Annotated in this window: 12 protein-coding genes; all 12 read right to left on the reverse strand. The window is 55.4% G+C overall.

The annotated features are described in order from the left end of the window. The coding region (locus tag VGP75_RS20260) for a DUF1127 domain-containing protein (protein ID WP_327545373.1) at positions 1 to 228 on the reverse strand (228 nt) is incomplete at its 3' end. A 226-nt stretch (positions 229 to 454) separates the two neighbouring features. Beyond that, positions 455 to 643: a 50S ribosomal protein L30 gene (gene rpmD / locus VGP75_RS20265; protein ID WP_019953326.1), complete on the reverse strand. Its 189-nt coding sequence runs from the start codon at positions 641 to 643 to the stop codon at positions 455 to 457. 13 nt (positions 644 to 656) lie between these two features. Further along, positions 657 to 1,235 carry a 30S ribosomal protein S5 gene (rpsE, locus tag VGP75_RS20270; protein WP_055295591.1) on the reverse strand — a complete coding sequence of 193 codons (579 nt, stop codon included), beginning with the start codon at positions 1,233 to 1,235 and terminating at the stop codon, positions 657 to 659. Positions 1,236 to 1,367: 132 nt separating this feature from the next. Next, positions 1,368 to 1,733 carry a 50S ribosomal protein L18 gene (rplR, locus tag VGP75_RS20275; RefSeq protein ID WP_327545374.1) on the reverse strand — a complete coding sequence of 122 codons (366 nt, stop codon included), beginning with the start codon at positions 1,731 to 1,733 and terminating at the stop codon, positions 1,368 to 1,370. A gap of 11 nt (positions 1,734 to 1,744) precedes the next feature. Next, positions 1,745 to 2,278, reverse strand: coding sequence for a 50S ribosomal protein L6 (gene rplF / locus VGP75_RS20280; protein ID WP_055295588.1), 534 nt, complete (start codon positions 2,276 to 2,278; stop codon positions 1,745 to 1,747). 9 nt (positions 2,279 to 2,287) lie between these two features. Continuing rightward, positions 2,288 to 2,680: a 30S ribosomal protein S8 gene (gene rpsH / locus VGP75_RS20285; protein ID WP_055295586.1), complete on the reverse strand. Its 393-nt coding sequence runs from the start codon at positions 2,678 to 2,680 to the stop codon at positions 2,288 to 2,290. A gap of 12 nt (positions 2,681 to 2,692) precedes the next feature. Then, the gene (rpsN, locus tag VGP75_RS20290) at positions 2,693 to 2,998 is read right to left on the reverse strand and encodes a 30S ribosomal protein S14 (RefSeq protein ID WP_055295584.1); all 306 of its coding nucleotides are present in this window, start codon (positions 2,996 to 2,998) and stop codon (positions 2,693 to 2,695) included. Between the two features lie 19 nt (positions 2,999 to 3,017). Beyond that, the gene (gene rplE, locus VGP75_RS20295) at positions 3,018 to 3,581 is read right to left on the reverse strand and encodes a 50S ribosomal protein L5 (RefSeq protein WP_055295583.1); all 564 of its coding nucleotides are present in this window, start codon (positions 3,579 to 3,581) and stop codon (positions 3,018 to 3,020) included. Further along, positions 3,581 to 3,886, reverse strand: coding sequence for a 50S ribosomal protein L24 (gene rplX / locus VGP75_RS20300; protein ID WP_327545375.1), 306 nt, complete (start codon positions 3,884 to 3,886; stop codon positions 3,581 to 3,583). The genes rplE and rplX overlap by 1 nt, the downstream gene beginning before the upstream one ends. 2 nt (positions 3,887 to 3,888) lie before the next feature. Beyond that, entirely contained in the window at positions 3,889 to 4,257 is a 369-nt protein-coding gene (gene rplN / locus VGP75_RS20305; RefSeq protein WP_008236500.1) for a 50S ribosomal protein L14, read from the reverse strand. An 81-nt stretch (positions 4,258 to 4,338) separates the two neighbouring features. Then, on the reverse strand, positions 4,339 to 4,569 hold the full coding sequence (rpsQ, locus tag VGP75_RS20310; protein ID WP_055295579.1) for a 30S ribosomal protein S17: 231 nt from the start codon (positions 4,567 to 4,569) through the stop codon (positions 4,339 to 4,341). Positions 4,570 to 4,572: 3 nt separating this feature from the next. Then, a complete protein-coding gene (rpmC, locus tag VGP75_RS20315) occupies positions 4,573 to 4,779 on the reverse strand; it encodes a 50S ribosomal protein L29 (protein WP_055295577.1) in 207 nt (68 codons plus the stop codon). Positions 4,780 to 5,179: the final 400 nt, after the last annotated feature.

The raw sequence follows: 5,179 nt of genomic DNA on the forward strand, positions 1-5,179 counted from the left end.
TTCCGCTTTGCCAAAGGCCGCTTCGCGGGCAACGTCGTCGATCAGCAGACGGTTCGTACCGATATCGGCCAACTCGCGGTCTGACATGCGGCTCAACTGGGTTCTGACTTTGTAGTAAACTGCCTTCTGTGCGCGCGCCTCTTTCAAAGCTGCCAGTTGGGCAGAGATGCGGGCGGATATGCGTGCACCGATTTGGGCGGGGGCGAATGTGTTGGTCGTAATAGACATGACTTTCGTCCTTTCAATTGCGTGTTGCGACACCGCGACGGCGATGTTCCTTGATGAATAGCTAGGACGACACAGGTCATTGTGCAACTGCAGCATCTGAAATGCCGCCATGCAGCATTTGCATGTCAAAGTTTTCATTCTGCCCAAACAAAAAGCCCCCGGTTTCCCGAGGGCTTCAATCTGTCAGCACCGTAGGTCGGGGCCTGCCCCGACACTACCCTAAGGCTTATCCGCGCTCTTCGATGATCTCGACGAGGTGCGGAATGCTGTTCACCATACCGCGCACGGAAGGGGTATCTTCCAGTTCGCGCGTACGGTTCATTTTGTTCAGGCCCAGACCGATCAGCGTCGCACGCTGTTTTTCGGGGCGGCGGATCGGGGAGCCGATCTGCTTGACGACGATTGTTTTAGCCATCTGTCAGTTCTCCTTACGCGTCAGCTTCAGCAGGTGCTTCAGCCGCTGGGGCTTCGTCACGCTTGGGCAGAATATCAGCAACCTTCTTGCCACGACGCTGGGCGACGTTGCGCGGGGATTGCTCTTTGGACAGGCCGTTCATGGTGGCGCGGATCATGTTGTACGGGTTCTGCGAACCGATCGACTTGGATACAACATCCTGCACACCAAGCATTTCGAACACGGCACGCATTGGACCACCGGCGATGATACCGGTACCCACTGGGGCTGTGCGCATCACAACTTTACCAGCGCCGTGACGGCCCTCGATGTCGTGGTGCAGCGTCCGGCCATCGCGCAGTGCAACGCGGATCATCTGGCGCTTGGCTTGCTCTGTGGCTTTGCGGATCGCCTCAGGAACTTCCTTGGCTTTCCCTTTGCCAAAGCCGACACGGCCTTTTTGGTCGCCAACAACAACGAGTGCTGCGAAGCCAAAGCGCTTACCGCCTTTAACTGTTTTCGAGACCCGGTTGATTGCGACCAGACGGTCTGCAAACTCTGGGGCCTGCTCTTCACGGTTGCGGCCACGGCCGCGGTTTTCACGTTCTGCCATTGATGGCGTCCTTTGTTTTTTTGCCCTTGGGGCGTTGTCCAATCGCGGGTCGCCAAAGGCGCCGGATCATCGAGCGTGGGTTGCACCCACCCTACAGGGGGTCGGAAGGGTGGGTAAAACCCACCCCCACCTTTAGATCTTCAGACCACCCTCACGGGCTGCCTCGGCCAAAGCCTTGATCTTGCCGTGAAAGAGGAAACCGCCACGGTCGAAGTATGCAACTTCAACGCCAGCCTTCTTCGCGCGCTCTGCAATTGCAGCGCCCACTTTTGCAGCGGCTTCGATGTTGTTCTTGCCAACTACACCAAGGCCCTTTTCGAGCGACGATGCCGCGGCGAGTGTTACGCCGTTGACGTCGTCGATCAGCTGGGCGCTGATGTTTTTGTTCGAGCGGTGTACCGAAAGACGTGCACGGCCTTGGTTGGCTGTGACGCTGCGAAGTTTGTTCCGAACGCGCATGCGGCGCTTCAGAAACAGTTGTCTCTTGCTGTTTGCCATAATCGCGTTCCTTACTTCTTCTTACCTTCTTTGCGGAAGATATATTCGCCTTTGTACTTAATCCCTTTGCCCTTGTAGGGCTCGGGCTTACGCCAAGCACGAATATTCGCCGCAACCTGACCAACCTGCTGCTCGTCGATACCTTCGACAAGAATCTCAGTTGGCTTTGCAGATGTCACTGTGACGCCCTCAGGCACCTCAAACTTAACATCATGGCTGTAGCCCAATGACAGGTTCAGGACATTGCCCTGCATCTGTGCACGGTAACCAACACCCGACAGCTCAAGCTCTTTCTTGAAGCCTTCGGAAACGCCGGTGGCCAAGTTTGCAACCATTGTGCGGCTCATGCCCCACTGCTGGCGTGCGCGCTTGGATTTGCCGCGTGGTTCTACAGTCACAACGTTGCCATCAACTGTGATGGTGACATCGTCTGTCGCCTTGAAAGTCCGGGTCCCTTTGGGGCCTTTCATCTCAACGGTCTGACCTGACACAGAGGCAGTGACGCCTGCGGGCAGCTCAACCGGTTTTTTACCAATACGAGACATGATATCCCCTTAGAATACAGTGCAGAGCACTTCGCCGCCAATATTGGCCGCCCGTGCTTTGGCATCCGACATCACACCTTGTGAGGTGGAGACAATCGACACACCCAGGCCCTGACGGACGGATGGGATGTCATTGGCGCCCAGGTAAACGCGACGGCCAGGCTTGGAAACCCGCTTCACTTCGCGAATGACAGGGTCACCCTCGTAATACTTCAATTCGATGCTGAAAGCAGGGTGGCCATCTTTGCCATCCTTCTTCTCGTAACCGCGGATGTAGCCTTCGTCGGAAAGCACATCCAACACCCAACCACGCAGTTTGGACGCAGGTGTTTCCACCGACGCTTTGCCGCGCATCTGGCCGTTGCGGATACGTGTGAGCATATCACCGATAGGATCATTCATAATATGTGCTCCTTACCAGCTAGACTTGACCATACCGGGGATTTCGCCATTGGAACCAAGGTCCCGCAGCGCGATCCGGCTGATCTTGAGTTTGCGGTAATAGGCGTGTGGACGCCCGGTCAGCTGGCAACGGTTGTGCAAACGCGTTGCAGAAGAGTTCCGTGGCAGTTTTGCAAGTTCAAGAGTTGCCTTGAACCGCTCTTCTACAGCGATCTCTTTGTTGTTGATGATTGCCTTCAAGGCGGCACGCTTTTCGGCATACTGCTTGACCAGCTTTTCACGCTTCACTTCGCGTGCGATCATGGATTTCTTAGCCATCTCTAAATCTCCCTGGCGCTTAGCTGTTGAACGGCATGTTGAAGTGCTTCAACAGTGCCTTTGCTTCAGCGTCAGTGTTCGCTGTTGTGCAGATCACGATGTCCATGCCCCAGTTCTCATCGATCTTGTCGAAGTTGATTTCCGGGAAGATCAGGTGCTCTTTGATGCCGGTGGCATAGTTGCCGCGGCCGTCGAAGGATTTGCCGGATACGCCGCGGAAGTCGCGGATACGTGGCATTGCAACAGTGATCAGACGATCAAGGAATTCGTACATACGGTCGCCGCGCAAAGTTACCTTTGCACCAAGCGGCATGTCTTCACGAACGCGGAAACCGGCGATGGATTTCTTGGCGTGTGTTGTCATGGCCTTCTGGCCGGCGATGGTTGTCAGATCTTCCTGCGCGGTTTTTGCTTTCTTGCTGTCACGGACAGCTTCTGCACCGCAGCCGATGTTCAGGACAATCTTGTCCAGCTTCGGGATCTGCATCTCGTTCTTGTAACCGAACTCTTCTTTCAGGGCACCACGGATGGTGGCCTTGTAGAGGTCCTTCAAACGGGGGGTATAGTTTGCAGTATCAAGCATCAGATCACATCCCCTGTTGTCTTGGCGAAACGCACCTTGTTGTCGCCATCCATACGGAAGCCGACACGGGTTGCTTTGCCATTCTTGTCAACGATCGCGAGGTTGGACAGCTGGATCGGCATCGCCTTTGGCGTGCGGCCACCCTGTGTCGCTTGCGTTTGCTTCTGGTGACGCACGGCAATGTTGACGCCATCAACAACAGCTTTACCCGACTTGGGGTCAACAGAGCTGATAGTGCCCTTCTTGCCCTTGTCCTTACCGGCAAGGACGATCACTTCGTCACCTTTACGGAGTTTCGCAGCCATGGTTACAGCACCTCCGGAGCGAGTGAGATGATTTTCATGAAGTTCTTTGCGCGCAGCTCACGAACAACCGGGCCAAAGATACGTGTACCGATCGGCTCGTTGTTGTTGTTGAGGATGACAGCAGCGTTGCTGTCAAAACGGATGGCTGTGCCATCGTCGCGGCGTACTTCTTTGGCGGTGCGTACGACGACGGCCTTACGGACGTCACCTTTCTTTACGCGACCGCGTGGAATGGCCTCTTTCACCGAAACAACAATGATGTCTCCAACACTGGCGTAACGACGGTGAGAACCACCCAGAACCTTGATGCACTGAACACGGCGAGCGCCGCTGTTGTCAGCAACATCCAGATTGGTCTGCATCTGGATCATTTGGTTTCCTTTTCCGACCTATGAGCAAGTCCCGATTTCCGTCCGGGGGCCCAGGGTTTCGTTTGAACCGGGTGCTATTGCTTAAGAAGCAATAACCTCCCAGCGTTTGGTTTTCGATTTCGGCGCACATTCCTGGATACGGACAGTATCACCAACGTTGAAAGCGTTTTGCTCGTCGTGTGCCCGGTACTTCTTGGACTTACGAACAGTTTTCTGAAGCAGCGGGTGCTTGAAACGGCGCTCGACCGATACAGTGACGGTCTGGGCGTTCTGGTTGCTTGTCACAACCCCTTGCAGGATACGCTTAGGCATGGATTAAGCCTCCGATGCCGCAGCAGCGGCCTTTTCGTTCAGAATTGTTTTGACCTTGGCAGCGTTGCGGCGGGCAGCACGGATGCCTGCTGTGTTTTCCAACTGACCAGTGGCCTGCTGAAAACGCAGATTGAAGGACTCTTTTTTCAGGTTCACCAGCTCTTCACGGAGCTGATCGGGCGTCTTGGCCCGCAGTTCATTGGCGTTCATGCCATATTCCTTTTTCAACATCATCGGCGGGCCGTCTGAGACGTCACCCGATTCCCGATGGAGTGGGGGTAGAAGTGCGCCGTTTAGACCCCATCCGCATATAAAGCAACCCCTTGTTGGCAAAGAGTTGCGCCACCTGTCACGCCGCAGTCCCGGACTTGATCCGCGACCGCCTGTTGGCGGCTTAGTTGGAGGTCCCGGATCAAGTCCGGGACTGCGCTAGATCTGTTTCAGTACTCGCACTACCACACCGCCTGCGCTAAGACACCTGTATGACTGAAATCAAATCACTCTTCGCGACCCGCCTCTATCACGCCAAACTCTCCGAGCATGGCGCGCCCGTTGACCCTGCCGAGCTTGAAAACTCCTGCCTTGTTATCGCGGATGATGACGAAGCCGG

The organism is Yoonia sp. (assembly GCF_036007805.1).
GTDB lineage: Bacteria > Pseudomonadota > Alphaproteobacteria > Rhodobacterales > Rhodobacteraceae > Yoonia.